Source organism: Drancourtella massiliensis, from assembly GCF_016900655.1.
In the GTDB taxonomy this organism is placed as follows: domain Bacteria; phylum Bacillota; class Clostridia; order Lachnospirales; family Lachnospiraceae; genus Sellimonas; species Sellimonas catena.
Genome location: NZ_JACJKH010000005.1, coordinates 79,002 through 105,817 on the forward strand (window position 1 = coordinate 79,002; position 26,816 = coordinate 105,817).

Annotated in this window: 28 protein-coding genes and 1 pseudogene; 7 read left to right on the forward strand and 22 right to left on the reverse strand. The window is 45.7% G+C overall.

The features are described from left to right. Positions 1–124: 124 nt before the first annotated feature. Positions 125–556, forward strand: coding sequence for an FMN-binding protein (locus H6A32_RS04110; protein WP_087168318.1), 432 nt, complete (start codon positions 125–127; stop codon positions 554–556). A gap of 20 nt (positions 557–576) precedes the next feature. Here H6A32_RS04110 and H6A32_RS04115 read toward each other — a convergent pair whose 3' ends face one another. From H6A32_RS04115 to H6A32_RS04205, 19 genes are all read right to left on the reverse strand, one after another. After that, positions 577–840 carry a glyoxalase gene (locus tag H6A32_RS04115; RefSeq protein WP_087168319.1) on the reverse strand — a complete coding sequence of 88 codons (264 nt, stop codon included), beginning with the start codon at positions 838–840 and terminating at the stop codon, positions 577–579. After that, positions 827–1,516: an HAD family hydrolase gene (locus H6A32_RS04120; protein WP_087168320.1), complete on the reverse strand. Its 690-nt coding sequence runs from the start codon at positions 1,514–1,516 to the stop codon at positions 827–829. The genes H6A32_RS04115 and H6A32_RS04120 overlap by 14 nt, the downstream gene beginning before the upstream one ends. 104 nt (positions 1,517–1,620) lie before the next feature. Continuing rightward, positions 1,621–2,397, reverse strand: coding sequence for an RNA polymerase sporulation sigma factor SigG (gene sigG / locus H6A32_RS04125; protein ID WP_087168321.1), 777 nt, complete (start codon positions 2,395–2,397; stop codon positions 1,621–1,623). Between the two features lie 131 nt (positions 2,398–2,528). Continuing rightward, the gene (locus tag H6A32_RS04130) at positions 2,529–4,142 is read right to left on the reverse strand and encodes an MBL fold metallo-hydrolase RNA specificity domain-containing protein (RefSeq protein ID WP_087168322.1); all 1,614 of its coding nucleotides are present in this window, start codon (positions 4,140–4,142) and stop codon (positions 2,529–2,531) included. A gap of 80 nt (positions 4,143–4,222) precedes the next feature. Next, positions 4,223–4,963, reverse strand: coding sequence for an RNA polymerase sporulation sigma factor SigE (gene sigE, locus H6A32_RS04135; RefSeq protein WP_087168323.1), 741 nt, complete (start codon positions 4,961–4,963; stop codon positions 4,223–4,225). Continuing rightward, positions 4,960–5,748, reverse strand: coding sequence for a sigma-E processing peptidase SpoIIGA (locus H6A32_RS04140; protein WP_204863818.1), 789 nt, complete (start codon positions 5,746–5,748; stop codon positions 4,960–4,962). Before H6A32_RS04140 ends, sigE begins: the two co-directional genes overlap by 4 nt. A 188-nt stretch (positions 5,749–5,936) precedes the next feature. After that, a complete protein-coding gene (ftsZ, locus tag H6A32_RS04145) occupies positions 5,937–7,142 on the reverse strand; it encodes a cell division protein FtsZ (RefSeq protein ID WP_087168325.1) in 1,206 nt (401 codons plus the stop codon). A gap of 162 nt (positions 7,143–7,304) precedes the next feature. Further along, positions 7,305–8,075, reverse strand: coding sequence for a cell division protein FtsQ/DivIB (locus tag H6A32_RS04150; RefSeq protein WP_191434187.1), 771 nt, complete (start codon positions 8,073–8,075; stop codon positions 7,305–7,307). A gap of 42 nt (positions 8,076–8,117) precedes the next feature. Then, complete coding sequence (locus tag H6A32_RS04155; RefSeq protein ID WP_204863819.1) at positions 8,118–9,203, reverse strand: FtsW/RodA/SpoVE family cell cycle protein; 1,086 nt, start codon at positions 9,201–9,203, stop codon at positions 8,118–8,120. A gap of 12 nt (positions 9,204–9,215) precedes the next feature. Beyond that, positions 9,216–10,571, reverse strand: coding sequence for a UDP-N-acetylmuramoyl-L-alanine--D-glutamate ligase (gene murD / locus H6A32_RS04160; RefSeq protein ID WP_087168327.1), 1,356 nt, complete (start codon positions 10,569–10,571; stop codon positions 9,216–9,218). Between the two features lie 22 nt (positions 10,572–10,593). Further along, the gene (gene mraY, locus H6A32_RS04165) at positions 10,594–11,550 is read right to left on the reverse strand and encodes a phospho-N-acetylmuramoyl-pentapeptide-transferase (protein ID WP_087168328.1); all 957 of its coding nucleotides are present in this window, start codon (positions 11,548–11,550) and stop codon (positions 10,594–10,596) included. Positions 11,551–11,646: 96 nt separating this feature from the next. Further along, the gene (locus tag H6A32_RS04170; RefSeq protein WP_204863820.1) at positions 11,647–13,371 is read right to left on the reverse strand and encodes a peptidoglycan D,D-transpeptidase FtsI family protein; all 1,725 of its coding nucleotides are present in this window, start codon (positions 13,369–13,371) and stop codon (positions 11,647–11,649) included. A 60-nt stretch (positions 13,372–13,431) separates the two neighbouring features. Then, positions 13,432–15,228: a peptidoglycan D,D-transpeptidase FtsI family protein gene (locus H6A32_RS04175; protein WP_242958949.1), complete on the reverse strand. Its 1,797-nt coding sequence runs from the start codon at positions 15,226–15,228 to the stop codon at positions 13,432–13,434. A gap of 84 nt (positions 15,229–15,312) precedes the next feature. Next, positions 15,313–15,804 (reverse strand): LapA family protein, encoded by a 492-nt coding sequence (locus H6A32_RS04180; protein ID WP_087168331.1) that lies wholly within the window; start codon positions 15,802–15,804, stop codon positions 15,313–15,315. Between the two features lie 47 nt (positions 15,805–15,851). Beyond that, positions 15,852–16,787: a 16S rRNA (cytosine(1402)-N(4))-methyltransferase RsmH gene (gene rsmH, locus H6A32_RS04185; RefSeq protein ID WP_087252554.1), complete on the reverse strand. Its 936-nt coding sequence runs from the start codon at positions 16,785–16,787 to the stop codon at positions 15,852–15,854. Positions 16,788–16,811: 24 nt separating this feature from the next. After that, complete coding sequence (gene mraZ, locus H6A32_RS04190) at positions 16,812–17,249, reverse strand: division/cell wall cluster transcriptional repressor MraZ (protein WP_087168376.1); 438 nt, start codon at positions 17,247–17,249, stop codon at positions 16,812–16,814. 246 nt (positions 17,250–17,495) lie between these two features. Next, positions 17,496–17,747 (reverse strand): hypothetical protein, encoded by a 252-nt coding sequence (locus H6A32_RS04195; RefSeq protein WP_087168333.1) that lies wholly within the window; start codon positions 17,745–17,747, stop codon positions 17,496–17,498. Positions 17,748–17,854: 107 nt separating this feature from the next. Then, positions 17,855–18,694 carry a DegV family protein gene (locus tag H6A32_RS04200; RefSeq protein ID WP_204863821.1) on the reverse strand — a complete coding sequence of 280 codons (840 nt, stop codon included), beginning with the start codon at positions 18,692–18,694 and terminating at the stop codon, positions 17,855–17,857. Between the two features lie 106 nt (positions 18,695–18,800). Then, positions 18,801–19,988 carry an FtsW/RodA/SpoVE family cell cycle protein gene (locus tag H6A32_RS04205; RefSeq protein WP_243424852.1) on the reverse strand — a complete coding sequence of 396 codons (1,188 nt, stop codon included), beginning with the start codon at positions 19,986–19,988 and terminating at the stop codon, positions 18,801–18,803. A 158-nt stretch (positions 19,989–20,146) separates the two neighbouring features. Here H6A32_RS04205 and H6A32_RS04210 point away from each other — a divergent pair, with 158 nt between their 5' ends. The 6 genes and pseudogenes from H6A32_RS04210 to H6A32_RS04235 all read left to right on the forward strand — a co-directional run. Next, complete coding sequence (locus H6A32_RS04210; protein WP_087168336.1) at positions 20,147–20,383, forward strand: spore coat associated protein CotJA; 237 nt, start codon at positions 20,147–20,149, stop codon at positions 20,381–20,383. Further along, on the forward strand, positions 20,380–20,649 hold the full coding sequence (locus H6A32_RS04215; RefSeq protein ID WP_087252550.1) for a spore coat protein CotJB: 270 nt from the start codon (positions 20,380–20,382) through the stop codon (positions 20,647–20,649). Before H6A32_RS04210 ends, H6A32_RS04215 begins: the two co-directional genes overlap by 4 nt. A 3-nt stretch (positions 20,650–20,652) precedes the next feature. Further along, positions 20,653–20,940 carry a manganese catalase family protein gene (locus H6A32_RS04220; RefSeq protein WP_087168338.1) on the forward strand — a complete coding sequence of 96 codons (288 nt, stop codon included), beginning with the start codon at positions 20,653–20,655 and terminating at the stop codon, positions 20,938–20,940. A gap of 44 nt (positions 20,941–20,984) precedes the next feature. Next, on the forward strand, positions 20,985–21,320 hold the full coding sequence (locus H6A32_RS04225; protein WP_087168339.1) for a sporulation initiation factor Spo0A C-terminal domain-containing protein: 336 nt from the start codon (positions 20,985–20,987) through the stop codon (positions 21,318–21,320). A gap of 240 nt (positions 21,321–21,560) precedes the next feature. Further along, complete coding sequence (locus H6A32_RS04230) at positions 21,561–22,457, forward strand: recombinase family protein (RefSeq protein WP_255396395.1); 897 nt, start codon at positions 21,561–21,563, stop codon at positions 22,455–22,457. Beyond that, positions 22,427–22,855 (forward strand): annotated as a pseudogene (locus H6A32_RS04235) (manganese catalase family protein); the annotation flags it as partial. The gene H6A32_RS04230 and the pseudogene H6A32_RS04235, both read left to right, overlap by 31 nt. Before the next feature lie 93 nt (positions 22,856–22,948). Here H6A32_RS04235 and H6A32_RS04240 read toward each other — a convergent pair. The 3 genes from H6A32_RS04240 to glmS form a co-directional block, all read right to left on the reverse strand. Further along, on the reverse strand, positions 22,949–23,260 hold the full coding sequence (locus H6A32_RS04240) for a metal-sensing transcriptional repressor (RefSeq protein WP_330677524.1): 312 nt from the start codon (positions 23,258–23,260) through the stop codon (positions 22,949–22,951). 151 nt (positions 23,261–23,411) lie between these two features. After that, positions 23,412–24,683 (reverse strand): S1C family serine protease, encoded by a 1,272-nt coding sequence (locus tag H6A32_RS04245; protein ID WP_087252547.1) that lies wholly within the window; start codon positions 24,681–24,683, stop codon positions 23,412–23,414. Positions 24,684–24,820: 137 nt separating this feature from the next. After that, a complete protein-coding gene (glmS, locus tag H6A32_RS04250; RefSeq protein WP_204863823.1) occupies positions 24,821–26,647 on the reverse strand; it encodes a glutamine--fructose-6-phosphate transaminase (isomerizing) in 1,827 nt (608 codons plus the stop codon). Between the last annotated feature and the right edge of the window lie 169 nt (positions 26,648–26,816).

A 26,816-nucleotide genomic window follows, 5' to 3' on the forward strand; every position in this document is an offset into this window, starting at 1 on the left:
TTCTACCGCAAAAAGCCGCGTTTGGCAACGCCGCATAATTTTTTCCGACGTCACATATATTTATAAAGACATAATCCCGTGGTGCTGCAGGATTCATCATTACTGAAAGGAGGTCTTTTCACTTATGAGTTCCAAAACCAGAATCGTCGTTTTTCACATGAAGGAAATTATCTATACCGCCATTTTTGCAGCCCTTGGCATTCTTCTTGTGCTTCTGCTTCTTTTTATGTTCCTTCCGGATCATTCCGGAAAAAAGCAGACGTCCAAAGAATACACTCCCGGCATCTACACAGCCAGCATGACATTGAATAACACGCCGCTGGAAGTGGAAGTTTCGGTCGACAAAAATCATATCAACTCTATCCGTTTTTCCAATCTGGATGAAAGCGTGGAAACCATGTATCCTCTTGTTCAGCCGGCCATGGAAGAAATTGCCGGACAGATCATCGAAACGCAGTCGGCAGATCAGATCAAATCCGGAGAGGACGATTCCTATACTTCCAACCTGATTCTTGATACCATCCAAAAAGCGCTGAAAAAAGCCGAGGCAGACTGATATGCTGCCCCGGCTTTCCCTTATCCTTCTACAACCAGATACTTCCCTTCCGGAAGCACAAACACTTCGGACGCATCTTCGATTTCCTGCAGTGTCATTCCATCCACATCCGCTCCGGACTCTTCCAGATATTCTTTTACCTCTTCGAGCGAATCCAGCACAACTGCCATGCAGTCCTCGAGGAAAGCTTCCGCCTCTTCCGGTGTCTCAGCGACCGGTTCATCAAAAAGCTGTGACTGATCTCTTAAAAACACTTCGATACATTCTTCACTAAATCCGTTCATTCTTTCCCTCCTCACCTTTGGTATTATTTACGATCACGGTCAGTTCTTCCGGATGATCGATAATCACATCCGCCCCTGTTTCCTTCAGGATTTCTCTTGACCGGAATCCCCAGCTGACACCGACCGTCATTACCCCGGCATTGTTTCCGGTGCACATGTCCACATCGGAATCCCCGATATAGACACATTCTTCCCGGCTGATCCCTGCCATCTCCATAATCGCAAAGACAGCTGCCGGGTCCGGTTTCCTCGGAATCTCTTCCTTTTGTCCCTGTACATAGTCAAATATTGCATCTCCAAAAAAAGTATGGACCACATCCTTTGTCTGTCCGTCCGGCTTATTGGAAAGAACAGCCAGATAAATCCCTCTTTCCTTGAGTGCCTTTAACATCTTTTCAATTCCGTCATACGGCTTTACATGATACGTACAGTTTTCTGCAAATACCCTGCCGTAAATCTCCATGGCTTCCTCAATACGCACAAGATCTTCATCTCCGCACGCCTTTAATGTCCTCTCCATGAGCTTTCTTGCGCCGCTTCCTACAAACTCCCGGCACTGTTCCAGGGTAATCACCGGCAGCCCCATCCGCTCCAGAGTCAGATTTACCGAGCGTGTCATGGACTCCAATGTATCTGTCAATGTTCCATCCAGATCAAAAATACAAGCCTTATACATTTTCTTTGCCTCATTCTTTTCTTAGTACTTTCTACACGTATAGCATAATATATGCCTGCCAAAATTTCAACAAAAAAAGAACGCCCGGCAGGCGTTCTTTTTCCTTAGTCCAGATACTGCCGCATCAGACGGAGCGCATTTTTTTCCAGTCTGCTCACCTGAGCCTGGGAGATATTTACTTCTCTGGCCACCTCCATCTGGGTTTTCCCTTCGAAAAAACGGAGACGGATAATATATTTTTCTCTTTCATTCAGGTGTTCCATCGCCGCCTGCAAAGACAGATCTTCAATCCACCGCTCCTCTTTGTTCTTTTTATCACTGATCTGATCCATCACATACAGTGCATCTCCGCTGTCATTATAAACCGGCTCATTCAAGCTGACCGGAGCCTGGATTGCATCCAGCGCAAATACGATATCCTCTTTTGCAATTCCGATCTCTTCGGAAATCTCCTGAACGGTCGGTTCTCTTAAATTCTTTTTGACATAATTTTCTTTCGCATAGATCGCCTTGTATGCTGTGTCCCGCAGCGACCGGCTGACGCGGATGGAATTGTTGTCCCGCATGTATCTTCGGATTTCTCCGATAATCATCGGCACCGCATAAGTAGAGAACCGGACGTCCAGCTCCGTATTAAAATTATTAACCGCTTTGATCAGGCCGATACAGCCGATCTGAAAGAGATCATCCGGATTTTCATTGCTTCCCGCGAACCTCTTGATCACGCTGAGCACCAGTCTTAAATTTCCCTTGATGTATTTTTCTTTTGCCTCTTCGTCTCCTTCTTTGATCCGGGCAAACAGTTCCTCTTTTTCTTCCTCTTTCAAAAGCGGAAGTTTTGCAGTATTCACTCCGCATATTTCTACTTTGTTCAATGCCATCGTACATCCTCCTGTCACGGCAACTCTGCCTTTCTAACAGAAATCATGCACATCCCGGCATCCTCTTATTCAGTATGGAAAAAAATAAAAAAACTTTTAGTCCTTGACAATTCGGCTCTTCTTAACAGGTACTAATCATTTCTGTCCCATTTGTCAGCAAGATTCAAAATCTGACTTTCCAGCTTCGCGAGATCTTTATTGGAAAGCCCTTCGTTTTTCATAACAACATCCAGCAGATGTTTTGCCGCGGAAACCGCACGGCCAAACACCTGATTTGCGCGGATTCTGGCCGGTTTCTCGGAAGACTTCTTCGGCACTCTGACTCCCTCGCTTAAGATTTCATCCTCTATCAGATCCACACATGCTCCAGAGTACGGCGCAAACGCTTCGTATCCGAGTGTCTCTTTGATGGATGCGGCAAATTCATCCGTCACCTGGTCTTCCCCGTGTACGACAAACACATGCTTCAACGGCGTTTCAAAAGCGGAAAGCCAGTTCAGCAGCCCGTTTTTATCCGCATGCCCGCTGATTCCCTGAAGTGTACAGATTCTGGCATTGACTTCTACATTTTCTCCGAACAGCTTGACACACTCCGCTCCTTCTATCAGTTTGCGTCCCAGCGTTCCCGCTGCCTGATAGCCGACAAAAAGAACCGTGCACTCTTTTCTCCAAAGATTATGTTTCAGATGATGCCGGATCCGTCCCGCCTCGCACATACCGGAAGCAGAAAGGATAATCTTCGGCTTTTCGTCAAAGTTGATCTGTTTGGATTCTTCGCTTGTTGTCGTCAGTTTCAATCCGGAAAACCGGAGCGGATTGATTCCTTTATTCACGAGCTCCATTGCTTCTTCATCGAAACATCCCAGCATATTTTTATTAAACACATTGGTTGCCTCAATGGCCAGTGGACTGTCCACGTACACTTCAAAGTCCGGATACTCCGGAAGGAGATTTTTTTCCTTGATCTCCCGGATAAAATAAAGCAGTTCCTGTGTTCTTCCTACCGCAAAGGACGGTACAACAACATTTCCGCCTTTTGCAAATGTTTCCCGTATCACTTTCGTGAAATCGCCCACATAGTCCGGAATTCCCGCGCCATGTGTCCGGTTTCCGTATGTAGATTCAATGACCACATAATCTGCTGCTTTAACCGTCGATGGATCCTTGATAATCGGCTGATTGATATTTCCTACATCGCCGGAAAATACGATCTTTCTCGTTTCTCCGTCTTCTGTGATCCACACCTCAATGCATGCGGAGCCGAGAAGATGTCCCACATCGCTGAACCGGACTTCAATCCCGTCACAAAGTACAATCTTCTGTCCGTAGTCACATGGTGAAAACAATGCCGCCGCATCCACCGCGTCCTGCATCGTGTATAGAGGCTCATAGAATGGTGCGCCGCTTCTTCTGGCCTTACGGTTTCTCCATTCCGCCTCGAATTCCTGGATATGCGCACTGTCACGAAGCATAATGCTGCACAGATCCGCAGTCGCAAAGGTCGATACAATATCTCCCTGAAATCCGTTCTTGACAAGGAGTGGCAGATTACCGGAATGGTCAATGTGTGCATGGGTCAGGAGTACATAGTCTATCTCGGACGCCGACACCGGGATTTCCTGATTTTCGTACAGATCCGGCCCCTGTTCCATCCCGCAGTCTACCAGAATATGTTTATTGCACGCTTCCAGAAGATGGCAGCTTCCCGTCACTTCATGTGCCGCACCTATAAATCTTAGTTTCATAACATCGCCCCTTTTCCTGTGGTATCGTATGTAGATATTGTATCACTTTTTATCAGTTTCTTCTCCCTTTTTCTGAATTTTTATTCCAGTTTTGTAATTTCTTTTTTCAGACGTATCATAATCTTTTTTTCCAGTCTGGATATGTAAGACTGTGAGATTCCAAGCACGTCCGCCACTTCTTTTTGTGTCATTTCCTCTCCGTCCGGAGTTCCCAGCCCGAACCGCATATTTACGATTCTGCGCTCTCTGACAGAAAGTCTCCCCACGGCCCGGATCAGCATGTTTTTCTCCGCTTCCGTTTCCATATCCTTGTAGATTGTATCTTCTTCTGTTCCGAGAATATCAGAAAGCAGCAGTTCATTTCCGTCCCAGTCTACATTGAGCGGCTCATCTATGGAAACCTCCAGTCTTGTCTTGCTGTTGCGTCTGAGATACATCAGAATCTCATTCTCAATACATCTGGATGCATACGTCGCAAGCTTGATATTTTTATCCGGATTAAATGTATTGATCGCCTTGATCAGGCCGATTGTACCGATCGAAATCAGATCCTCCACTCCGACTCCTGTATTGTCGAATTTTTTTGCGATATAAACAACAAGCCGCAGATTATGCTCGATGAGCTGCTTTCTTGCGTCCTCATGCTGTTCCGTACAGAGCTGTTCAATCGCCTTTGCCTCTTCTTCCACTTCCAGTGGCGGCGGAAGAATATCTGAACCTCCTATGTAATACACTTCCTGCTTTTCCGGAAAAAGCCATGTCCGGAAAGCCGGAAAAATTTTCTGTCTGAATGTGTTCGGCACCGTAATGTTCATAATCATTTACATCCCCTCCTAAAAATATCCGGATTTACAAGTATCCGGTATGTTCCGTCTGTTGAAATCCTGGTATCCGATATCCCGATCCAGATATCACAGATCTGCTTTTTCTCTTTCCCCGGCAGATATAGACTGTCAAACCGTACCAGAAGCAGTCTGGCATGCTCATTTCCGACAGACCGAAAACCGATATAGCGCCTTTTCTGCGTGCTCTCCATAAGGCTTTCGACCGCCTCTCTTTCCACGATACAGACCGGCTGTCCGGTAAGCGGATCCGTCAGGCTGTTTCCCGTATCAATCAGCCCTTTCAGCCGTACCTTCCTCCCGGACTGTTCCACCAGAAGTTCGCAGGTATATTGATTCTGCCTTTGCATCTGACGCCAGAATGCCCACACCGCCTGCATCAGTTCATAGCTGACAACGGCAAACAGAAAAAAAAGACTTCCTGTACGAATATATTGCCCGAAAAAGCTAAAAATACCGCCCAACAGAAATCCGCCCCCGTAAAGCATAAAAAAAGCTTTCACAAACTCCCTCATGCCGTGTACGGGAATTGCCGCTTTGAGCATAACCGTATTCACCGCTACATGGTATAGCAGCAGTTTCACAAAGCCGGGAACCGGGAGCATCGTCGTAAGACAGGTCAGCAAAGAGCCCAGAACCGCTCCCGGAAGCACCCGTCTTCTCCGGAAATCACCGGCCAGCATCCTGCACACCGCTGCTAAAAGCAGATAATCCATCATAAAATTGACGAGGAAGAATACATCCATGTAGATTTCATAATACATGCTTCACCCTCTTTTCTCCTGTCGCTGCTAAATCGATTCAGTATACGAACAAATAGTATTATAAAAAAAAGGAACTTGAAATTTTGTCAGAAACTGACAGAGAAACTTGTTTTCTTTCGACATGTAAACATAGAAAAAAGGTATGGAAACTCTCGCCTCCATACCTTCTGATTATCTTAATTCACTTTTTATTTTTTAAAGAAATCCGGAATCTTGATAGTCTGCTCTTTTACTCTTCCCGTTCCTGCAGAGTAGGATGGTGTGGAAGACTGAGCAGTTGTGCTGCTTTCCGGTGCTGCAGATGTCCTCGGCTGCTGCGGCATTCTTGTCACTCTCCCCATATCTGATTTAAGAGAGGATGTATCCTGAGTCTCGGCAAATACAGATCCTGCCGGTCTGGCTGTTCCGATTTTGGATTTCAGCTTGGATGCTGTACTTTCCTTGCTGTTATGTAAACCCGTCGCGATGACCGTCACTGTTGCTTCATCAGACTTGGATTCATCATACATAGCACCGAAGATGATGTTTGCATCTTCTCCTGCAAGCTCCTGAACATGCTCTGCTGCGTCGCTTGCATCCATAAGAGTGATATCACCGGAAATATTGATGATGACATGAGATGCTCCTGAGATTGTTGTCTCAAGCAGCGGACTGGATACAGCCTGTTTTACAGCCTCCAGCGCCTTGTCATCTCCTCTTCCGTGTCCGATTCCGATATGGGCGATACCCTTGTCGATCATAACTGTCTGAATGTCGGCAAAGTCAAGGTTGATCAGGGATGGTACATTGATCAGGTCAGTGATTCCCTGGATACCCTGCTGAAGTACTTCGTCTGCCTTTTTCAGTGCATCCGGCATCGTTGTTCTTCTGTCGACAATCTCAAGAAGCTTATCATTCGGAATGACAATCAGTGTGTCTACATTTTCTTTTAATTTTTCAATGCCGGCAAGTGCATTATTCATACGGGCTCTGGATTCAAAACGGAAAGGCTTTGTAACAACGCCGACTGTCAGGGATCCCTGCTCTTTTGCGATACGTGCTACAACCGGTGTTGCACCTGTACCTGTACCGCCGCCCATTCCGCATGTAACAAATACCATGTCTGCGCCTTTGAGTGCTGCCGCGATCTCATCTGCGCTTTCTTCTGCTGCTTTTTCTCCAACTTCCGGCTTTGCTCCTGCTCCAAGTCCTTTTGTGAGCTTGTCTCCGATCTGCATCAGTGTAGGGGCCTTGCAGAATGAGAGAGCCTGTTTGTCTGTGTTGATGGCGATAAATTCTACTCCAGCAATCTGCTCATCTATCATGCGGTTGACAGCATTATTACCGCCTCCACCTACACCAACGACGATAATTTTTGCTGCTGCTTCTGATTCATTTGTCTTAATTTCTAACAAGAGTGTCTCCTCCTTTGTTATGCTTTATTATTTATACACCCTACTAGTTCATGTATTCTGCCATATATACTATATAATATAGTCTTTCTTTCTAAATTTCAATAGAATTTTTCCTATTTTTCGATTTTTTTACGCCAGATTCCTATGGTACTTTCAGGTATTTTATTCCTCTGTTGTTTCACTTTTTTCAAAGCGGATCGTCTCCGTCAGCTCTCCATAATGTTCCAGATGGAGCGTCCCGCTCTGTCCTTCCAGCTTCTCAAGAATAGCCGGAAGCTGTGCCGCCTTCTCCTGCGGATCCCCGCTTCCAAGTTCCGCGCAGATGTTCCCGAAATACAGTGTCAGATTTTCTCCATCGCATACAATCCGGTCCGGGCTGACCCCGCTTCTTCCAAGAATTTCCTGGATCCGGACAATATATTCAAATACGGAAGAATCCTGAACGGTAAGTTTCTTTCCTTTTTCGGCTTTCGAAACATCAAGCCCCTCTACAAGACTGAGACCGTCTCTCTGGCTGTCCGTAACCCCGAGAACCATGCCTTCGTTGTCAAAATAGACATATTCCTCATCCCGTCTGGCATACCCGGCCGGACTTTTTTCCTTCACATCCACCCGGATCGTCCAGGGATTCACCATATGAAATTCCATACTTTCGACAGTCGGCGGCTCCGGATAGTCTCCCAGTTTTGTGCTTAAAAGCAGAACCAGAGAATTCCCATCCCCTCCCTGTTCACGGATGTACCGGCTTACTTCGCTGTCTGTAAGAAAATCGTTCCCCCTCACCCGGATATCTCTGAGCTGGAACAAAAGAAGAAACACGATGATGCCGGCAATGACAGCTGCCCCTGTTCCCAGTCTTGTCAGAATCTGCCTTCGCCTGGTACGCTTGATCCTCTTTCTCTTCTCATCCCTTTGCACAATCTGATCATTCATGGATGTGCCTCCTGTATTTTTCCTATCATTAACGCTTTTATTTTACCAACTGGCAACGCTGAATACAAGCCCCATTTCCACGAGAAGGAAAACAACAGATGTTCCTCCATAACTGATAAAAGGAAGGGTAATTCCGGTATTGGGAATTGTATTGGTTACAACGGCTATATTCAAAATCACCTGAATCATCATATGCCCCATGGCTCCTGCCGCAATCAGTGCCCCGAAAAGATCCGGTGCGTGAGATGCGATCACAAAGAAGCGCCAGATCAAAAGGAAGAACAGCAGAATAACAAGAACCGCTCCCACAAGCCCCAGTTCCTCACATATAATAGAGAAAATCATATCGTTCTGCGCCTCCGGGACAAAACCCAGCTTCTGGATACTGCTTCCAAGTCCTTTCCCGAACAGTCCTCCTGATCCGATGGCGTAAAGCCCCTGAAGGGTCTGATATCCTTTCTCATACTTCTCCGGATTCTGCCAGATCGCGATCCGCTCCAGACGGTAACTTTCCAGGCCGAGAAAGACTGCCATAAAGCCGGTCCCTGTCACCGCCATCCAGATGAACTGGCCATATTTGGGACTGGCCGTAAAAATCAGGATCACGGCGATTCCAAGAATGATTACTGCCGTGCTTAAGTTGCTTGCTCCTACAAGACCCACAACCGGCAGAGCGAAAAGCATGATCCGAAACAAGATGGAAAGCTTTCCGATCTTCTTTGCATTTCTTGTCACAAGCCATGCCAGAAACACGATCAGAGCAACTTTGACGTACTCTGACGGCTGAAAAGAAAATGGTCCCAAAGACAGCCATCTTTTGGAACCATTGTATTCATCGCCAAACAGCATGACGGCGATGCAGAGCACAATCGCCAGAATATATCCTGGTACAGCAAGCTTCGCCCAGACATGATAATCGGTCTTTGCCACTGCGTACATCCCGGCAATGCCAAGCGTTGTAGCAAATATCTGTTTTTTTAAATAATAGAAAGAATCTCCAAATTTTATCCTTCCATTATAGGAACTGGTACTGTACAGGATCACCAATCCCGTTATCACAAGTAAAAAAACGATCACCAGAAGGACTTTGTCAATTCCTCCGGACTCCGGTTTTTCCGCCCGCTTCAATCTATCCTCTCCTTACAGCGATTTTACCAACTCTTTGAATTTCTCTCCACGTTCTTCATAACTTCCGAACATATCCCAGCTTGCACATGCAGGAGATAACAGTACCGCATCTCCCTCTTTTGCCTCACGGCTTGCAAGTGTCACCGCCTCTTCCAGTGTATCCGCAAACATATACGCTGTAAAGCCGCACTTTCTGGCCGTCTCGGCGATCTTCTTTTTTGTTTCGCCGATCAGAATCAGCTTTTTCACTTTTCCGTGGAAACTCTCAATCCACTCATCGTATTCCGACTGCTTATCAAAGCCTCCTCCGATCAGGACCGTAGGACGGTTCATCGCAGTGATTCCCCGGATTGCAGCATCCGGATTCGTTCCCTTGGAATCATTATAATAAGCTACGCCGTTCTTTTCCGTCACGTACTCGATCCGGTGTTCCACTCCTGAGAATCTTCGGATAACATCCCGGATCGTATCCATCGGGACGCCGTAAAGTGCCGCCATGGCGACAGCTGCCATCACATTTTCATAATTGTGTGTGCCAAGGAGCTGAAGCTCGTTTGTTTTGCACACCCGTACCTCATCCGGATTCCGGAAGATAATCTCCCCGTCCTTTAAGAAAATTCCCGTTTCCAGTTCTCGTTTACTGCTGAAGAAAAATGGAGTCGCATTCGTCTTTTCTCCAAACTCTCTGAGGACTTCATCCTCATAATTCAGTACACAGAACTCTTCTTTTGTCTGATTTTCTGTAATTGCCTCTTTGGCCTTGATGTAGTTTTCCATTGTATGGTGACGGTTCAGATGATCCGGTGTGATATTCAGGATCGCGCTGATTTTCGGAGCAAACCGGTGGATCGTCTCCAGCTGGAAACTGCTGATTTCCGCAACTGTCACACTGGCCGGTGTCATCTTCAATGCTTCCAGCGTATACGGATTTCCTATATTGCCCACAACGAAAACTTCCGGTTTGTATGCTTTCATAATCTCTCCAAGGAGTGTTGTCGTCGTCGTTTTTCCATTCGTTCCGGTAATCGCCAGCACATCTCCTTTTCCAAAGCAGCTTGCAAGTTCCACTTCTCCCCAGACAGGAATTCCGGCCTTTTCCATATCCTGCACAACCGGAAGATCAGTCGGGACTCCCGGGCTTAGCACAAGCATCCCAATCTCATCCACTCTCTCGTACGGAAATGCTCCGATTACAATCTCTGCTCTGCATCCTTCCGGAAGACGGCCTGCCACTTCCTCTCTGCTCAGCTTTTCATTTCCGTCATACAAAATCGTCTCAACACCTTCGTGCTCAAGCAGTGTTACAGCGCCGATTCCGCTTTTTCCCGAGCCAAACACAAGTACCTTTTTTCCATTACCGTCAAACATCTTCTTCCCGTCCTTTCTTATCTTACAGTGCCAGCAACGCAATCAGACATAAAATCGCCGTTATAATTGAGAATACTGCCACAATCCTTGTCTCCGACCACCCGCAAAGTTCAAAATGATGGTGGATCGGGGCCATTTTAAAGATTCTTTTTCCGCCTGTCTTTTTAAAGTATGTGACCTGAATCATGACGGAAGCCACTTCAACAAGATAAATCAGGCCGACAATAATAATGAAAATCGGCATCTGAAGCATATAAGCCGTGGATGCCACAAATCCCCCAAGTGCCAGCGAACCCGTATCTCCCATAAAAACACTGGCCGGATAGACATTAAACAGCAAAAATCCCATCAGAGCTCCTACTACCGCGCAGGTGACCGGTTCGATCCCGCTCTTTGTTCCCACTGCGACAACCGTGAAAAAGGTAGCAACCAGCACTGTCACGCTGGAGGCAAGACCGTCCAGTCCGTCTGTAAAATTGACACCGTTTACCGTACCAATCACCGCTACAAACAAAAGCGGAATGGCAAGCCATCCAATGTTCCAGTATTTTCCCCCGGAAAACGGGATCAAAAGTGTAAGCGGTGTATTGGTGACATTGACAAGATAATAGGCAAATACTGCCGTAACTACAATCTGAAGTGCGAATTTCTGTTTTGGATACAGCCCGTCGGAACGCTTCATCACTACTTTCAAATAATCATCCAGAAAACCGATCAGTCCAAATCCAAGTGTTACAAACAGAATCGGAATGATCTTCGGATAATCTTTCACATAAAAAAGGGATGTAATGACAATCGAAGCCAGTATCATGACTCCTCCCATCGTCGGTGTGCCCGCCTTCTGAAGGTGGGACTCCACTCCCTCCACACGTTCTGTCTGCTTCATCTTCATTTTTCGTAAAATTGGAATCACGATCGGCCCCATAATCACACTCAGCACAAATGATATAAGAACCGGAATTACAAATGTATAATCCATATCTGCACCTCTTCATCCTTTGGTTTCTAAACAGGCCTTATGCCTGCGTTCAATTATAACGTATTTGCCCTGTCTTTGCAAGCTTACCGCCTGCGCTCACTCTTCTTTTTCAATTCCCAGATACGGAAGCACATCATCGAAAATCTCCCTCACGACCGGAGCTGCGATCGTTCCGCCATAATAGATTCCCTGGGGATCGTAAATGACACACATTCCCAGAACCTGCGGATCCTCGGCAGGAGCAAAACCGATAAAGGAAGAGATGTATTTATTGGCACTTCTTGGAAGCGTCTGAGATGTCGCTGTTTTCCCTCCGATGCTGTATCCTTCGATATAGGCATTTTTCCCGGAGCCTTCTGACACGACACTTTCCAGAATTTTCTGCATGGTCTTCGATGTTTCTTCCGAAACAATCCGTTTTCCCTGCTTATCGGAAAATGTCTTGATCGTCCTCCCGCTCTCACCGTCCTGTACCGATACCGCAAAGTGCGGTGTCACACGTTTTCCCCCGTTAATGAGCGAACTGACTGTCGCTGCCATCTGAACCGGCGTTACCTGGAACGACTGGCCAAAAGTCATGGTGGCAAGTTCCACCTCCCCGATATCTTCCAGCCGGTGCATGATTGTTCCTGCCTCTCCCGGGAGATCCACCCCGGTTTTTTCCATCAGGCCGAACTGCTCGAAATAATCGCAGAACCGCTCCGCTCCCAGTCTGAGCCCGATCTCCATAAAAACCGGATTACAGGAATTCTGCACTCCTTCCACGAATGTCTCCGCCCCGTGTCCTCCTACTTTGTGGCACCGGATTCTCCGATCCTCTACAATCTTATATCCAGGGCACACAAATGTATCATCCAGATCGACTACCCCTTCTTCCAGGCAGGCGCTGGAGGTGATGATCTTAAAGGTGGATCCCGGTTCATAGGTATCATTGATACACCCGTTTCTCCACATCTGATTCAGAAGTTCCTGCTTTTCTTCCTCCGAGGAGGCAGATACGCCTTCCGGCAGTTCAAACGGCTCATTCAGATTAAATTCCGGCCAGTTGACCATCGCATAGATCTCCCCGTTTTGCGGGTTCATCAGGATGATGGCCACTTTATCCGCCTGTTTTTCCTCCATCACCTTCTGTGCCATCTGCTGTGCGTATTTCTGGATATTATAATCGATGCTGATCTGAAGCGTATTTCCCGCTGACGGTTCAATCCGGTCTTCCGCTATACCTTCCAGTTCCACTCCTCTGGCATCTGTTGTCGAGAGAATTTTCCCGTTTTCTCCTTTCAGATAGTCTTCATATTTTACTTCCAGCCCGATGATTCCCTGGTTGTCTCCTCCGGTAAATCCAAGCACCTTGCTCGCCAGTTCTTCATATGGATAATACCGTTTAAAGTCTTCATCCACTTTGACCCCCGCCAGGTTCATCTCCCGGATCTTGTCTCCGGTCTCCTTTTCCACATTGGTCTTAATCCGTTCCATGGAGGATACCTTCTCCACCTTTTTCCGCACCTCGCTTTCCTCCAGTTCCAGAGTGCTGCTCAGCGCCCTGATTACTGCCTCGGGGTCTTCAATCTGACTGTGTATCACGGAAACCGTGCAGACAGTCTTGTTGGTAGCCAGCACCTTGCCGTTTCTGTCTACAATTTCCCCTCTTGCCGCTTTGATCTCCCGTTCTCTCTCATGAAGATCTTCCGCCTTTTTCTGATAATATTCCGCGTCCAAAATCATCAGATAGCAGAGCCTCCCGATCAGTCCAAGAATCATGACAGTGGCGGCAAGAAAGACAATCAGTATCTTCTTTTTATTATAGGTTTTGTTTTTCATCAAAAAACCTCACAGAAGTGATTGATATAACTTATTAATCCTTCTGTGAGGTTATTCTTTTTATTCTGTTTTTGTGATATTCAGATATGGAAATGCTTCTTCCATAATATCTGCTGCAAGGCCCGTTGCGAGATAACTTGCTGCCTGCTGCGCAAGATTCGGTTCGTCCACAATTACGTAGATCATGACCTCCGGATTTTCCTGCGGCGCATAGCCGATAAAGGAGTTCAGATTCTTTCCTTCACTTCTTGGCAGTTTTTCCGCTGTTCCCGTCTTTCCACCAATTGCATATCCTTCTACCTGGGCCGATGTTCCGCTTCCTTCCTGCACAACTCCATACATGTAGTCTTTCAGAATGTCACAGGTCTCCTGAGAAACCGTTTTTCTCGCCAGTACCGGTGTTTTTGTCTCCACTACATCTCCGTTGGCATTGCGGATCTCTTTGACAAGATACGGCTCATAATAGTTCCCGCCATTGATCAGTGAACAAAATCCGGCCGCAAGCTGTGTCATTGTCACATTAAAGTTCTGACCAAACGAGTTGGTTCCAAGGTCAATCGGCTGCATGTTGTCAGCCGAATAAAGAAGATTTGATGTATCTCCCTCTCCCGGAAGATCAATTCCGGTATATTCTCCAAACCCGAACAGATGCTGGTACCGGCAGAAATCGTCCGCACCAAGCACTTCAGCAATCTGCATCATACCAACATTGCATGAATTTTCCAAAACCTGCTTTAATGTTTCCGTCCCATGTCCGTTTGTTGCAATACAGGAAACCGGATTTGCCACTCCCTCATAGGAATAAGAACCGGTACAGACATACGTTTCATTTCCTGTCAGTTTTCCCGTCTCAAATCCTGCCGCCATGGTAAATGGTTTCATTGTAGATCCCGGCTCAAACGTGTCACTGACACAGAAGTTTCTCCAGAGCGCATTCAGAGTATCCAGACGTTCCTCATCCGTCATTGCCTCCTGCTCCTCCGTGGTATAGTACTCTGACAGATCCCTTGGATTATTCAGATCAAAATTCGGGTAACTCGCCTCAGCCAGAATGGCTCCCGTATTCGGATCCATGACGATGACGGCTGTATTTTTTGTCCCTTCTCCTTCATGGTCATTGTCCCGCAGACGCTCGTTCAATGCGAGAATATGTTTTTCGACGATCGCCTGGAGATTGGCGTCAATTGTTGTAACAATCGAATTGCCGTCCGTCGGGCTCTGTATTACACTTTCCGAACTTGATCCGGATGACAGATATCCGGTCCTCTTTCCGTCCGTTCCGTTTAATTCGCTGTTATAATATGCCTCCAGCCCGATCGTCCCAACATTTCCGGATGAGGTAAATCCGATCACATCGCTTGCCAGCGTTCCATAAGGATAAGTTCTTACATACGAATCTTCCAGTGTCACACACACAATATCGGCATTCTGATCCATCTGGCTCTGAAAGTCTCTTCCTGTCTCATAATCCACATTGGATTTCAGTATGACATATCTGCTGTCCGCCTGATCCTGCAGAATCTCCCGGAGCTCCGGCTCATCCAGTCCAAATGCACTTACAAGTGCCTCCACTGTAGCATTGATCCGTTTGTTCTGATATGTCGTTTTTGTTTCCAGAAGCCCTGCCACATCCAGAATCACATTGTAGGAGCGTTCACTTGTCGCAAGCGCCGTACCATTCGTATCCAGAATATCACCCCGTTTAAACGGGATCGTCTGACTTCCGCTTCGCATCTGGCTCATCACCTGTTTTTGGTATTCGTCTCCTTTTGTGAGATTTAAAGCCGCTGCCCTGCCTGTCAAAAAAACAAAAGCCAGTACGATTGCCGTAAACACTCCTACCAGCTTTATCTTCATTTTCTTTGGAAATTTTTTTGGAAAATGTCGGAATTCATTTCTTTTTTTTCTTTTTATCATGTAATTCCCCTTGTCAATATGCTGTTATTTATCCGATGCTTCCCCATCCTCCGGAATACTTTCATACTGTCTGATTTCATGAGTGCCTGCACTCTGATATTTCACGATCTGAGACGAATCCGCGTAGACCATTCCAAGTTCTTCAGCCCTTTCCCGGATTTCCTCCAGATTGACAGAGTTGGCAATATAGTTGTATTCCGATGTATTTTTTTCTTTCAGGCTGGTGATTTCCGTGCGAAGGCTTTCAATCTTTCTTGTCTGCTTATCCAGATCCGCCCGGACTCCCACATAATGGAAACAGACAAATAATGCCGCTGCCACTGCCCCGGCCAGAAATGTCACATATCCAAAGCCGAGTTTCATCGCTCTGCGCTGATTTTTCCTTGTCTGAGGACTCACCTGCTTTTCTTCTTCGTAACCATCTGTATTCTGCTCCGCCTGTGTCTGTCTGACCCGGACAAGATTATCATACATATAGATGTCATTTCCCTGTTTTCTTTTCTTTCCTGCTGCCATACACGTTCCTTCTTTCTGTGTCTGGTATTTCCGTATTTCATCCCGTATCAGACATGTTCAAAAATACGGAGCTTTGCACTTTTTGATCTGCTGTTTTCCTCGGTTTCTGTTTCCCCCGGAAGGATCGGCTTTCTGGTGATGACCTTTCCTTTTGACTTCTTCCCGCATACACATACCGGAAAATGACTTGGACATGTACACGGATTTTCATTCCGTCGGAATGCTTCCTTTACAATCCGGTCTTCCAGTGAGTGGAAAGTGATAATACAGATCCTTCCTCCTGAATTTAATAAATCAATCATCTCATCCAAAGATTCCTTCAAAACTGTCAGTTCCTGATTCAGCTCAATCCGGATCGCCTGAAACGTCCTCTTGGCCGGATGTCCTGACATCTTCTGAAACTTCATTGGAATCGATGCTTTTATAATCTCTGTAAGCTCGCCAGTGGTTGTAATAGGACCTTTTTCCCTCGCCTGAACAATATGCTTTGCAATATTCTTCGCAAATTTGTCTTCTCCATAGTCCCGGATAATCCGAAAAAGGTCCATCTCACTGTATCCATTGACAATATCGGCAGCCGTCTTTGTCTGCCTCGTATCCATCCGCATATCGAGCGGTGCATCTTTTGTGTATGAGAATCCACGCTCTGCCGTATCCAGCTGGTAGGACGATACGCCCAGATCGAGGACAATCCCATCCACCTTGTCAATGCCTAATTCCCGGAGCCGCAGCTTCATATCACAATAATTGCTCCTTACTATTGTAACCTTCTCCCCGAAACTGCGAAGCCTGATTCCTGCCGCTTCAATTGCGGCGGCATCCTGGTCTATTCCGATAAAACTCCCCTTGTCGTTTAACCGCTTACACACTTCAAAAGCATGTCCGCCTCCACCAAGCGTTCCATCTACGTAAATGCCGTCTGGCTTGATGTTCAGACCATTTACGACCTCTTCCAACAATACTGATTTGTGTTCAAATGCCATGGCGTTCTCCTCCATCATATGATCTTAAATACTAAGGCCCAGATCTTCCATGTCACTTGCGATATCATCGATATCCGCTTCCACTTCTTCACTATGTGCATCCCAGGCTTTCTTGTCCCAGATTTCAATCTTGTCAAGGACACCTGCCAGAACTACTTCCTTTTCCAGTCCGGCATATGCTCTCAGGGCAGAAGAGATAAGTACTCGACCTTGTTTGTCAAGTTCACCATCGACAGCGCTTCCAAGAAAGAAACGTTTGAAGTCTCTGGCTTTTTTGTTTGTAAGTGGTAATTCCCGGAGTTTTTCCTCAAAGGCACTCCATTCGTCGTCCGGATACACAAATAAACAGCCGTCCATTCCCTTTGTTATCACGAAATGTTCTCCCAGACTTTCGCGAAACTTGGAAGGGATGATCAGGCGGCCTTTTGCATCAATACTATGATTGAATTCTCCGTTCAACATACAATCACCTTCTTCCAAAATGGGGATGGCCTCCACCATTTTGTACCACTTCTCTCCACTTTCTACCACTTGAAACCATTGTAAACCACACACCCTGCTTTTTCAAGTGTTTTTTCCAAAATGATTCTTAATAATTTCTTACAGGTTTTCACGTCTGTTAAGAGTCCTGCGGGCTTTTCCCGGAACAAAATAAAAGACAGTATGGATGAAACCATACTGCCTTTTCGCCTTTCATTACATAGGATCTTATTCCGTTTCTTCTGTGCCGCTCAGGCCATTAAGATATTCCTCAAACGCGGAATAATCAGCTGTCACACTTGCTCTCGGTCTGCTCTCTTCAATCTTCTGATATCCGGAAAATCCGATCCAGACAACAATCAGTACAATAATCACTGCCGCCAGAGCCGTCTTCAGACGGAACAGAAGCTTTTTCTTTTTCTCTTCCTTTTTTCTTTTTTCCCTGTTATTTTTATAAGAATCTGCTTTTGTCAGGCTCATATCTGTTACTCCTTTTGCACTCAACTGGTATACATGATAACACATTCACCATGCAAATACAAGTTTTGAATCCTGATTTCACATTTCTTACACAATCTCCGTCTGCATTATACGGCAATGATCACGCCGCCATCATTGGCATACATACTGCTGACTCCTCTTGTATCGAGCACAATGACCTCTTTAAGCGGAATCCTCTTCTGGATCATTTCCTTTACAAGCTCTGCCCGTGCCGGACAGTTGCAATGCGCAATACCGAGAATCTTTTCCTCCGGTTGGACAATCTCCTCCACCACGCGGTCCACCATTTTAACAAGTGCTTTGTTAATGCCTCTGGCCTGCCCATGCTGGATAATGATGCCCTGCTTTGTCGCCCCCATAACGGGCTTGATATTCAGCACCGATGCCGCCAGCGCTTTCAATCCGGTGAGTCTTCCGTTTTTTCTGAGGGTTTCCAGTGACTCCAGAACAAAATACGTATTCTGTCCGTCGATGTATGTCTCTACCGCATCGATAACCTCCTGAAAGGTCATCCCCTGCTCTTCACATTCCATAATCTTTTTTGCTATCAGCGTCTCTCCTACCGATGCAGACCGTGAGTTAAATACATAGATGTCTTTTTCGCCATACTCTTCCAGGAACAGGTTCTTTCCCAGCACAGCACTGTTGTAAGAGCCGCTCAGCTCCGCGGAAAGTGTCACCACATAAACCCGTTCGGCTTCTCCCTGAAATGCTTTCATATAGGACTCCGGAGATGGACAGGATGACTTTGGACATTCACTGCATTTTGCTACCCGCTCCAGAAAATCCGCCTGATCAAATGTCTCATCATCTACGACAAGATGTCCTCCGACATTCAATATCAGCGGAGCTGTAAAAATCTTTCCCGAATTTTTCATCTCAGGTGTCAGTTCTCCGCAGCTGTCTACAATCACTTTATAACTCATTTTTATTCCTCCCACATTCCATGGTGTGATTTTTGCGTCTATAATATGTAGTTTTCAATACTACTTTATTTATCATAACACAAACCTGTGGGAAAGAAAAGATATTTTATCTGCGTATTTTAATTTTTCCCGATACATTCAGGACAATCCCCATTTCAATCATCAAAAACAACGCCGAAGTTCCTCCGTAACTGATAAACGGAAGCGTGATGCCGGTCGTTGGAATCACATTCAGAACAACAGCGACATTCAGAATAACCTGAATCGCGATGTGCGCGAACACCCCAGTCACAATAAGAGATCCGTATAGATCCGGCGCATTCTGTGCAATAAACATCAGCCGGTAAAGAAGCATGCCAAACAATACCAGAACGACAATCAGGCCGAAGACTCCCAGTTCCTCGCAGATGATGGAAAGAATCATATCATTCTGCGGCTCCGGAATGACCATTTTCTGGGCGCTGTTTCCAAGACCTTTTCCAAAAAAGCCTCCGCTTCCGATTGCCAGAAGTCCCTGCATCGTCTGAAATGCTCCGCTCTGGGCATACTTTTCAGGATCTACCCAGGAAAGGATTCTCTGAAGCCGGAAATTGCCGCTGGACTCCAGAAGTCTTCCAAGGATCTGGCCTGCAATCAGCCCCCCGATTACAATTACAAAAAAAGCAATCGCAATTTTCTTCGTCCTTGGATATGTTACAAAAAAGATGACTGCTGCAATTCCAAATACGATAACCGCAGTACTCAGATTCTCCGTCAGGACGAATACACCTGCTGCGGCAAGTCCTCCATACAGAAATATCCTGAACGCCCCTTTTTTCGTATAAGCCTCTTTTTCAAGAGAGCATATGATATAAGGGATAAACAAAATCACGGCGATTTTGGTCACCTCGGACGGCTGCAGCTGCTGCCTGAAAGGAAGCTGAATCCATCTTCTCGCCCCGTTTGCCTCAATTCCCAGCGGTGTCTGAACAAGCGCCATCAAAATAAAGGAAATCACATAAAGAGCCTTGGCGTATCTCGCATAAAGATGATAGTCAATCTTTGTCACCACGTACATCACGACAAGTCCCAGAGCGCTGATCATCAGCTGTCTTCTGAAATAGTACGTACCGTCCCCGTCATAGTCAATCTGCGCCGAATAATAGCTTGTACTATAAAGCATAATCAGTCCAAAACAAAGAAGAAAGATCAGCACAGCTACGAGCCCGTAATCAAAATAGGAATATTCTACTTTACCTGTCATTTTCTTCTGGCGTATCATTCGTTTTCTTTTTAGTCTTTGACGTTGATCCATATCCATTCACTCCATATTTTTCATTTATACTGCCCCGATGATTTCTTATTATATCCGTATTGACGCGGAAAAACAACCTTCTCCCGGAAATGAATTGTAACTTTCACTTTGTTTTCCCATATGATAATCTTAGAAAAAAGATTGAAAGGAGTTTCAGAATGCAGAATTATTATCAGCGCCCTCCGTTCCGCCAGCCTTATAAGAATCAGGATCACACGGGAAAGAGCATCTGCGGCGCGAAAGAAAATCTGAAAAAAGAGTTTCCTGTTGCAATGGCTTATGTCCCGTGGCAGCGCTATATGGAACCTTACCCGGTTTGCAGGGCCTTTATACGGGGGACTATTTTCGAGGAGCTCGACAAACCGTTTCTTGGCAAAGGAGGCTGCTGTTCATGAAAAACTTTCCTTCACGAAAAGAGCTTTTAAACCATATTAACACTGTCAGCTTTGCTGTAAATGACATTCAGCTGTATCTCGACACACATCCGGATGACGAAGAAGCACTCGCCTTTTTTCACAAATATAAAGAGCAGCGTATCAAGGCGCTGGAAGAATATGCAGCATGTTATGGTCCTCTCACCATTGACAGTACGGACGAATCATGCGGGGACCGCTGGAACTGGATCAACGAACCATGGCCATGGCAGGAAGGAGGATGCTGATTTATGTGGAATTATGAAAAACGTCTTCAGTTTCCGGTAAAAATTTCAAAACCGGATCCAAAAGCGGCCCAGATTATCATCAGTCAGTTCGGAGGCCCTGACGGAGAGCTTGCAGCATCCATGCGCTACCTCTCTCAACGGTATACCATGCCTTACAAAGAGGTTACCGGAATTCTGACCGATATCGGGACCGAAGAATCCGCTCCGATTTCTTATTTCTTTTTTGTCTTTCTTTGTCTTTTTCCGTCTAAAAATGTCGTATTTATATTTCCCGGCTTTTCTATATTATAATAGAACATTATGGTGTTGTCTCAGATGTAAGAGAAAGGAGAATCATGGAAAATCTTTCGCAGCTGATTCACAGGCTGGGTATCAATGCCACTTACCGCGGGTATCACTACCTCTACAGAGCAGTCATTCTTGCCCTGTCCAATGAAGAGTATCTTCTTTCCATCACAAAAAAGCTGTATCTTGATATCGCTTCTTATTATCATACTCCGGTAAGTAATGTAGAACGAAACCTCCGTACAGTAATCACGATTTGCTGGGAACGTGGAAACAGAGAGTTTTTAAGTCAGATTGCATCCTATCCTCTTGGCTTTAAACCTTCTGCCGGAGAATTCATTGATATCCTTGTTGCTTATTGCCAGGAACATAACATCAGACATTGATCCGGTTACATATTGTTCATGCTTTTTTCAAATCAGAAACATATTTTTTTCATATTCTTCCTGTATATTAAAACACATAGAAAGCAAAACCTTTCTAAGTAAACAATTTTCTTTTTCATAATTCAGCCGGTACATTTTGTACCGGCACTCCTCATTTTTGGACCTCTTTTTCATATCTTCTCTTTTTTATTCATAAATTTCTACAAAACAGTTAACAGGATGATTTTTTTGTCTTATTGCATGTATCTTAGAAAATCCCGAAAAGATCTGGAAATGGAGCGTCTTCACCCGGGAAGCACACTTCTCCGGCATGAATCCGTTCTGAGATCCCTTGCCGACTCCATGTCTCTCCCCGTCCTGAAAATCTACCGGGAAGTCGGATCCGGAGATACGATCTCCGGCCGTCCCGTAATGAAACAGCTGCTTTCCGAGGTAGAACAGGGAAAGTGGGAAGGTGTCCTGGTTATGGAAATTGAACGTCTGGCAAGAGGCGACTCTATCGATCAGGGGATCGTAACACGGACTTTTCAGTACAGCGGCACGCGGATTATAACCCCGTACAAAATCTACGAACCGGAAAATGATTTTGATCTGGAGTATTTTGAATTCAGTCTCTTCATGTCCCGCAGAGAGTATAAAACAATCAACCGGCGGATGCAGGCCGGAAGGCTCGCCAGTATCAAAGAGGGAAAATACGTCGGGAATATTGCCCCGTACGGATATGACCGTATTCGTCTTCCCGACCGGAAAGGTTTTACACTCTGCCCGAATCACGAATCTCCTGCTGTCCGTCTGATTTTTTCTCTTTACGGCGAAAAATCCTTCACTATTTCCGAAGTTGTCGGTGAACTGAACCGTTCCCGCACTTACCATCCCCGGAAAGCCCCTGCATTTACCTATTCCTCCGTTCACGATATACTGGATAATCCTGTCTATATCGGGAAACTTCGCTGGAATTACCGGAAGACTTCGCCAAAACTGAAGGATGGAATTCTTACTGCACACCGGCCAAGGCAGAACGACTATCTCATTGTCCAGGGTCTTCATCCCGCCCTGATCTCCGAAGACCTGTTTTTTACTGTTCAAAAGCGACTTCATCCTTATTCGGAGCAGAAGAACTCGCCCATATGGAAATGATCTGTGCCATTGTCCATCAGCTGACAAGAAACCTGTCCCCGGAAGAAATTGAGCGTTCCGGATTTGCCACATATTATGTGGACCATACACTGGCTCTCTGGCCTCAGGCCGCAAGCGGAATGCCATGGACCGCCACTGTATTCCAGTCCAAAGGGGATCCGATCACAGATCTTCACGAAAACCTTGCAGCAGAGCAAAAAGCCCGTACAACTTATGATAACATTCTCCGTCTGATCGATGATCCGGATATCATCGCCCCGATCCGTTTCTTAAGAGAACGCGAAATTGTTCATTATCAACGTTTCGGCGAATCACTCCGCATTGTAACCGACCATCTCGACAGTAAGAACTTCTATGCGTTCAACCCTGAATTTGACAATCCGGCCTGCCGATCCTGACCGGGGGCATGGTGCCGGAAGCATTTTTCTCTCAAAAAAACGGGAGTGTGTTGTTTACACACTCCCGTCTCCATACCAGCCGGAGGCACCTTGTTATTTCATCAGCTTTTTAATCGTCTCACACAGTTCGTCTACACATTCTACATTCCCTTCCTGGATATCCTTCACCACACAGGAATGAATATGTTCAGAAAGGAGTGTTTTATTAAATCCATTCAACGCTGCCTGAATGGCCTGAACCTGAACAAGAATATCAATACAGTACCGATCCTCTTCCAGCATCTTTTTAACTCCACGCACCTGTCCCTCTATTCGGCTCAGGCGGTTGACCAGATCCCGGTATTCTTTTCCTTCCCTGTGTTTTTTCTTCTCTTCTTCCATCCTGTTTCCTCCGCTTCTTTTCATTCGGCCTGCTTTTTTCTCCGGATCAGTCCTGCAATTATACCCTGACCCGGTATATAATCATACTACATTGCAGATGACCGTTTGTCAAGTAGCTCTCCTTTATTTCGGACGCGAAAAAACGCCGGCATTACTCTGGCGGCGTCTCTTCCTTTTAGCTTAGCTGTTCTGTCAACGTGACATCCACTTCTTTTTCGTTGTATTCTCCCTGACCTGCCGGGAACTGTACCGTCAATGTCACGGTCTCGCCAATTCTGTAGTAACTCAGCTGTTCCTGAAGGCTTTCCATATTGTTGATACCGGATCCTTCTATACCGGTGATAATACAGCCTTTGGTAATTCCTGCTTTTTCTGCTCCTCCATTTTCCATTACTCTGGAAACATAAACACCTTCCGGCATTCCAAACTGTTCCGAACTCTGAGAATCTACATTTGTACCTTCGATGCCGATATATCCTCTCTGAGCTTCCGGAACCTGCGTTCTCGTCTCTTTATTCATCAGACCGGTAATGATATCTGTCACATCGGAAATTGGAATCGCATATCCCATACCTTCTACAGCTGAGGCATTTACTTTCACCGTATTGATTCCAATTACTTCTCCCCGGATATTAAGAAGCGCACCTCCACTGTTTCCCGGATTGATCGCGGCATTTGTCTGGATCAGTTTGCTGTCAAATCCCTCCATCTCGATCTCTCTGTCCTTGGCACTGACAATTCCGTTTGTCACGGACTGTCCATATCCAAGCGCATTTCCGATTGCAATGACTTCTTCTCCAACCTGAAGTTCATCAGAGTTTCCCAGTACGGCAACTTTAATACCATTCTTTGTTTCATCGCCGATCTGACGGATCGGAACAGCTACCACCGCCAGATCTTTTGTGGAGTCTGTCCCTTTGACACTTGCCTCCACACTTGTTTCATCATTGAACGTGACTGTCAGTGTTGTACTTCCCTCCACTACATGATTATTTGTAACAATCATCAGTTCCGAATTATTTTGACCGACAATAATACCGGAGCCGACACTTGTCTGTGTTTGTTCTCTTGTTCCTCCGAAGAAATCCTGTACCTGCTGTACACTCATATTCTGAATGGAAACAACAAACGGCATGGAATTGGCTGCGATCTGTGTGATATCAGATCCCTGCAGCTCTTCCCCCGAATCCTCCTGTGTCTGTACTGTCTGTACCTGTGCCGAATTCTGTGAACTTCCGTTTCCGGTTCCAAGTATTCTTCCCGATATATAATTTACACCCTGAAAAGTAAGACCTCCGACAACCCCAAACAGGACAGCAAGGCCCGCAACTTTCCCTACAACAGCCTTATTTACTTTCTTCTTCGGTCTTTTCGGGTTCTCGTTCGAAAACGATCCGTTCCCGGATGGTTCCGGCCCCGGATTGTAATATTCATACTCTTGATTCATAACATTTATCCCCTTTCCAACAGGTTACCCATTACTTTTTCTTTCCGATAGTCAGTCTATCGAAAAAATGTGTATAATTTGTGATCAATTCATAAAAAAAGGCTGAATTCCCATTTTGCGGAAATTCAGCCTTTTCTCTATTCGACTGTTACAGATTTTGCAAGATTTCTCGGCTTATCCACATCACAGCCCCGTCCGACTGCCACATAATAGCCAAACAGCTGCAGTGGAATGATGGCAAGAGAATTTGTAAAATACTTGTTGGTCTTCGGAATATAGACCACATAATCTGCCGCTTTTTCCACATCGATATGCCCCTCATTGGTAACCGCCATGACAAAAGCTCCTCTTGTCTTGACTTCTTCGATGTTGCTGATCATCTTCTTGTACAGATTTTCCTGCGTCAGAAGCGCTGTGACAAGTGTTCCGTCTTCAATCAGCGAGATCGTTCCATGTTTCAGCTCGCCGGCTGCATATGCTTCGGAATGAATGTACGATACTTCTTTCAGCTTTAATGACCCTTCCATGGAAATCGCGTAGTCAATGCCTCTGCCTATGAAGAAAATACTTTTTGCCGCCAGATAACGGTTGGCAAATTTCTGAATCCTGTCTTTGTTGTTCAAAAGCATCTCAACCTGAGCCGGAAGCTTCTTCAGCTCCTCAATCATCTCCGCAAGTTCGCCTTCCGAAATCGTTCCTCTTACATGCGCAAACTTCATTGCCAGAAGATAAAGCGCAATCAGCTGGCAGGAGTAAGCTTTCGTTGTTGCAACTGCAATCTCAGGTCCCGCCCATGTATACATTACGTTGTCAGCCTCCCGGGCAATGGAACTTCCTACCACATTTACAATTCCAAGTACCTTGCAGCCTTTTTCTTTTGCCTCTCTCAATGCGGCCAGAGAATCGGCCGTCTCTCCGGACTGGCTGATTACAATAACAAGTGTCCCATCTGTCAGAATCGGATCGCGGTACCGGAACTCGGACGCCAGATCTACTTCTACCGGAATTCTTGCCATTCCTTCAAAAATGTATTTGCTTGTCATTCCCGTATGGTACGCGGATCCACATGCCACAATCACAATTTTCTTTACTGCGCGGATTGCCTCATCATCCATTCCAAGCTCTTCGATTTCGATCCTGCCATCTTTGATCCTAGGAGAAAAGGTGTCAGCGATCGCTTTCGGCTGTTCGTACATCTCCTTCAGCATGAAATGTTCGTATCCGCCTTTTTCCGCCGCGTTCGCATCCCAGTCAATATGGACCGGTTCTTTTTTCAATGGTTCTTCATCTACCGTGAAAAACTCCATATTTTGTTCGGTAAGCCTTACAATTTCCTCATTTTCAATGAAATAAACATCTCTTGTATATTTTAATACTGCCGGCACATCAGAAGCAATAATACTTCCTCCGTCCGTATGTCCGACAATCAGCGGACTGTCCTTGCGGACCGCATATAACTCATTCGGATGATCTTTAAAGATAATTCCAAGGGCATAGGAACCTTCCATCCGGTGCATAATCTTTGTCACTGCTTCCAGCGGATTTCCTCTATAGTAATAATCCAGAAGATGTGCAATGACCTCGGTATCTGTCTCTGATACAAACCGGTATCCTTTACTTTCAAGTTTCTTTTTCAGCTTCAGGTAATTCTCAATAATTCCGTTATGTACAACTACAATTGTCTCTTCACTGTTCAAATGCGGATGTGCATTTGTATCGGACGGTGACCCGTGTGTCGCCCAGCGTGTATGTCCGATCCCCAGTGTACCCGGAAGCATCCTGCCATCATGTGTCAGTTCACTCAGTACCTTAAGTCTTCCTTTCGTCTTTGCAACATTGATAGATTCTCCATCAAAAACTGCAATTCCTGCAGAATCATATCCTCTGTATTCCAGCTTTGACAATCCGTCCAGCAGAATCGGTGCAGCCTCTTCTTTTCCAATATATCCAACTATTCCACACATACTTCTCCTCCATTTTGCACAATCAACCGTTTTTTTTATACTTTTGTATCACGTGCACTATTTTATCATCTTCCGGAATAGATGTAAAGCATTATTTTGTTCCTTCCACGTCCGAAAATTACACCAAAACACAAAACAGCAGGAAAAATCCTGCTGTTTTTGTATCTTG

Coding starts and splice junctions, on each gene's coding strand:
- H6A32_RS04110 (WP_087168318.1), top strand. CDS start 125: ATGAGTTCCAAAACCAGAATCGTCGTTTTTCACATGAAGGAAATTATC.
- H6A32_RS04115 (WP_087168319.1), bottom strand. CDS start 840: ATGAACGGATTTAGTGAAGAATGTATCGAAGTGTTTTTAAGAGATCAG.
- H6A32_RS04120 (WP_087168320.1), bottom strand. CDS start 1,516: ATGTATAAGGCTTGTATTTTTGATCTGGATGGAACATTGACAGATACA.
- sigG (WP_087168321.1), bottom strand. CDS start 2,397: ATGGCATTGAACAAAGTAGAAATATGCGGAGTGAATACTGCAAAACTT.
- H6A32_RS04130 (WP_087168322.1), bottom strand. CDS start 4,142: ATGAAACTAAGATTTATAGGTGCGGCACATGAAGTGACGGGAAGCTGC.
- sigE (WP_087168323.1), bottom strand. CDS start 4,963: ATGATTATGAACATTACGGTGCCGAACACATTCAGACAGAAAATTTTT.
- H6A32_RS04140 (WP_204863818.1), bottom strand. CDS start 5,748: ATGTATTATGAAATCTACATGGATGTATTCTTCCTCGTCAATTTTATG.
- H6A32_RS04150 (WP_191434187.1), bottom strand. CDS start 8,075: ATGAATGATCAGATTGTGCAAAGGGATGAGAAGAGAAAGAGGATCAAG.
- murD (WP_087168327.1), bottom strand. CDS start 10,571: ATGTTTGACGGTAATGGAAAAAAGGTACTTGTGTTTGGCTCGGGAAAA.
- mraY (WP_087168328.1), bottom strand. CDS start 11,550: ATGGATTATACATTTGTAATTCCGGTTCTTATATCATTTGTGCTGAGT.
- H6A32_RS04170 (WP_204863820.1), bottom strand. CDS start 13,371: ATGAAAAACAAAACCTATAATAAAAAGAAGATACTGATTGTCTTTCTT.
- H6A32_RS04175 (WP_242958949.1), bottom strand. CDS start 15,228: ATGAAGATAAAGCTGGTAGGAGTGTTTACGGCAATCGTACTGGCTTTT.
- H6A32_RS04180 (WP_087168331.1), bottom strand. CDS start 15,804: ATGGCAGCAGGAAAGAAAAGAAAACAGGGAAATGACATCTATATGTAT.
- rsmH (WP_087252554.1), bottom strand. CDS start 16,787: ATGGCATTTGAACACAAATCAGTATTGTTGGAAGAGGTCGTAAATGGT.
- mraZ (WP_087168376.1), bottom strand. CDS start 17,249: ATGTTGAACGGAGAATTCAATCATAGTATTGATGCAAAAGGCCGCCTG.
- H6A32_RS04195 (WP_087168333.1), bottom strand. CDS start 17,747: ATGAGCCTGACAAAAGCAGATTCTTATAAAAATAACAGGGAAAAAAGA.
- H6A32_RS04200 (WP_204863821.1), bottom strand. CDS start 18,694: ATGAGTTATAAAGTGATTGTAGACAGCTGCGGAGAACTGACACCTGAG.
- H6A32_RS04205 (WP_243424852.1), bottom strand. CDS start 19,988: ATGGATCAACGTCAAAGACTAAAAAGAAAACGAATGATACGCCAGAAG.
- H6A32_RS04210 (WP_087168336.1), top strand. CDS start 20,147: ATGCAGAATTATTATCAGCGCCCTCCGTTCCGCCAGCCTTATAAGAAT.
- H6A32_RS04215 (WP_087252550.1), top strand. CDS start 20,380: ATGAAAAACTTTCCTTCACGAAAAGAGCTTTTAAACCATATTAACACT.
- H6A32_RS04220 (WP_087168338.1), top strand. CDS start 20,653: ATGTGGAATTATGAAAAACGTCTTCAGTTTCCGGTAAAAATTTCAAAA.
- H6A32_RS04225 (WP_087168339.1), top strand. CDS start 20,985: ATGGAAAATCTTTCGCAGCTGATTCACAGGCTGGGTATCAATGCCACT.
- H6A32_RS04230 (WP_255396395.1), top strand. CDS start 21,561: ATGTATCTTAGAAAATCCCGAAAAGATCTGGAAATGGAGCGTCTTCAC.
- H6A32_RS04240 (WP_330677524.1), bottom strand. CDS start 23,260: ATGAAAAGAAGCGGAGGAAACAGGATGGAAGAAGAGAAGAAAAAACAC.
- H6A32_RS04245 (WP_087252547.1), bottom strand. CDS start 24,683: ATGAATCAAGAGTATGAATATTACAATCCGGGGCCGGAACCATCCGGG.
- glmS (WP_204863823.1), bottom strand. CDS start 26,647: ATGTGTGGAATAGTTGGATATATTGGAAAAGAAGAGGCTGCACCGATT.